The sequence below is a fragment of the Halopseudomonas sp. genome (assembly GCF_041579695.1).
Lineage (GTDB): Bacteria > Pseudomonadota > Gammaproteobacteria > Pseudomonadales > Pseudomonadaceae > Halopseudomonas.
In genome coordinates this window covers 1-2,649 of the sequence record NZ_JBFGFI010000171.1, presented here as the reverse complement: position 1 = coordinate 2,649, position 2,649 = coordinate 1, and the positions used below count along the sequence as shown (strand labels likewise).

Annotated in this window: 3 protein-coding genes; all 3 read left to right on the top strand. The window is 59.6% G+C overall.

What is annotated here, in order from left to right; all coding sequences use genetic code 11:
• On the top strand, positions 1–597 hold a 597-nt coding region (locus tag ABYA88_RS16030), incomplete at its 5' end, for an arginine deiminase family protein (protein WP_373188385.1).
• Positions 598–615: 18 nt separating this feature from the next.
• Positions 616–1,617, top strand: a complete 1,002-nt coding sequence (locus ABYA88_RS16025) for an ornithine carbamoyltransferase (protein WP_373188384.1) — start codon at positions 616–618, stop codon at positions 1,615–1,617.
• A gap of 16 nt (positions 1,618–1,633) precedes the next feature.
• Positions 1,634–2,539 (top strand): carbamate kinase, encoded by a 906-nt coding sequence (arcC, locus tag ABYA88_RS16020; protein WP_373188383.1) that lies wholly within the window; start codon positions 1,634–1,636, stop codon positions 2,537–2,539.
• Positions 2,540–2,649: the final 110 nt, after the last annotated feature.

The following is a 2,649-nucleotide window of genomic DNA, read 5'->3' as shown; positions in this document are numbered from 1 at the left end:
GCCCTGGCTACGCTGGAGGGTGGCGACATCATGCCGGTAGGCAATGGTGCGGTACTGGTGGGCATGGGCGAGCGCTCCTCCCCCCAGGCAATCGGCCAGTTGGCCAAGGCCCTGTTCGACAGCGGCACCGCTGACCGGATCGTTGCCTGCCAGATTCCCAAGAGCCGTTCTGCCATGCACCTGGATACCGTTTTTACCTTCTGCGGCGGCAATGTGGTGACTACCTTCAAAGAGGTCGCCGATCAGATGGTCTGTTACGACCTGCGGCCGGGCAAGGGCGACAAACATCTTGCGTTCGAGCAGGATCCACGACCCCTGTTCGACGTTGTGGCCGATGTGCTCGGATACCCCTCGCTGGAGATAGTCGCCACCGGTGGCGAAACCCCGGCCGAAAGGGAGCGCGAACAGTGGAACGACGGCAACAATGTGCTCGCCCTGAGTCCCGGTGTCGTTATTGGCTACGACCGCAATGACGACACCAACGCCGCACTCGAAGCAGCGGGCATTGAAGTACTTGCGATACCCGGCGCTGAACTGGGCCGCGGCCGAGGCGGCGGGCGCTGCATGAGCTGTCCGACCATACGAGATGCAGTCTGACAACGCAGGAGTTTACCCATGGCCTTTAATCTCAAGAACCGGCATTTCCTGACACTGCGCGATTTCACGCCGCGGGAAATCGGTTTTCTGCTCAAGCTTTCCGCTGATCTCAAAACGGCCAAATACGCTGGCACCGAAGTGCCACAACTGAGGGGCAAGGACATTGCCCTGATCTTTGAAAAGAACTCCACCCGCACCCGCGTCGGTTTTGAAGTTGCTGCATTCGACCAGGGCGCGCGCGTCACCTATCTTGGGCCCACGGGTACGCATATCGGTCATAAGGAATCGGTCAAGGACACTGCTCGGGTCCTGGGCCGGGTGTATGACGCGATTGAATACCGGGGATTCGGCCAGGCACTGGTGGAGGAGCTGGCGCAGTATGCCGGCGTGCCGGTCTACAACGGCCTGACGAACGAGTTTCACCCCACACAGATACTCGCCGACTTTCTCACCATGCAGGAAAACGTGGAAAAACCCCTGCGCGAGGTCGCGTTTGTGTTCATCGGGGACGCCGCCAATAACATGGGCGACAGTCTGCTTATCGGCGGCGCCAAGATGGGTATGGATGTACGGCTGTGCGCGCCCAAAGCCTGCTGGCCTACAGAAGCGATTCAGCAGGAAGCCAGAACCATCGCCGAAACCACCGGCGCCCGAATCATGATTACCGAAGACATCGATGCGGCCGTGAAAGATGTGGATTTCGTGTATACCGACGTATGGGTGTCGATGGGCGAGCCGAAGGAGAAGTGGGCCGAGCGGATAAAACTGCTGCAGCCTTACCAGGTCAATGCTGACCTGATGAAGAAGACCGGAAACCCCCGTGTAAGGTTCATGCACTGCCTCCCCGCATTCCACAATACGGAAACCGCAGTCGGCAAGGAGATACAGGCGGAATTCGGCATCGATGCCATGGAAGTGACCGACGAGGTATTTGAAAGCCCGGCCTCGATCGTGTTCGACCAGGCGGAAAACCGGATGCACACCATCAAGGCGGTGCTTGTAGCCACCCTCGGACCATGACAACGGGAGTGATGACATGCTCGTAGTCGCAGCCCTCGGAGGCAACGCCTTGTTGCGGCGTGGCCAACCGCTCACCGCCCAGGCTCAGCGCGCCAATGTAAGAATTGCAGCGCAGGCGCTCGCCAGCATCATCCGCGCCGGCCATCAGCTGGTTGTCACCCATGGCAACGGCCCACAAGTCGGCTTGCTGGCTCTGCAAGGCGCCGCGTACAAGCCGGACGAGGCTTATCCCCTCGACGTTCTGGGCGCAGAAACAGAAGGCATGATCGGTTATATCATCGAGCAGGAACTGGAAAACGCGCTGGATCATGACCGGCCGGTGGCCACCTTGCTGACCCAGGTACTGGTCGACAAGGACGATCCTGCCTTCAAGAAACCGACCAAGTTTGTCGGCCCGGTATACGAGCGCGAAGAAGCCGAAGCCAAGGCCCAGGCCGCCGGCTGGCATATAGCGCGGGACGGCGACAAATGGCGGCGGGTTGTGCCCTCCCCCAAGCCACTGGAAATACCCGACATGCGGGTGCTTAAGCTATTGCTGGAGCAGAATGTAGTCATCATTTGCGCTGGCGGCGGCGGCATTCCGATACTGCGCCGGGAAGATGGCAGCATGGTCGGTGTGGAAGCGGTAATAGACAAGGATGCAGCCAGTGCGTTGCTCGCTCGCCAGCTGGGCGCCGATGCCTTGCTGCTGCTGACAGACGTGGATGCGATCTACCGCGACTTCGGCAAGGACAATGCTACCGCCATCGCCACGCTTACTCTCGCCGAAGCCCGCAACCTGGATCTGCCTGCCGGCTCGATGGGCCCCAAACTGGCGGCTGCAAATGATTTTGCCGCCAGTGGTGGCATCAGCGGGATCGGTCGTCTGGAAGACGCTTTAGCCATTCTCGAGCGCCAGGCTGGCACCAGCGTGATCAGCTAGCCGAAATAATCCTGCATCCAGCCAAACAGGATCTCGATATCTACCTCTGCCAGAGGCAGCTGTTTGAAATCATGGCCTACCTCATCTTCCATGGTGACAAATTGGTAAAG

Excerpts from the sequence above, each read along its gene's own strand:
- ABYA88_RS16025 (WP_373188384.1), top strand. The coding sequence starts at position 616 with ATGGCCTTTAATCTCAAGAACCGGCATTTCCTGACACTGCGCGATTTC.
- arcC (WP_373188383.1), top strand. The coding sequence starts at position 1,634 with ATGCTCGTAGTCGCAGCCCTCGGAGGCAACGCCTTGTTGCGGCGTGGC.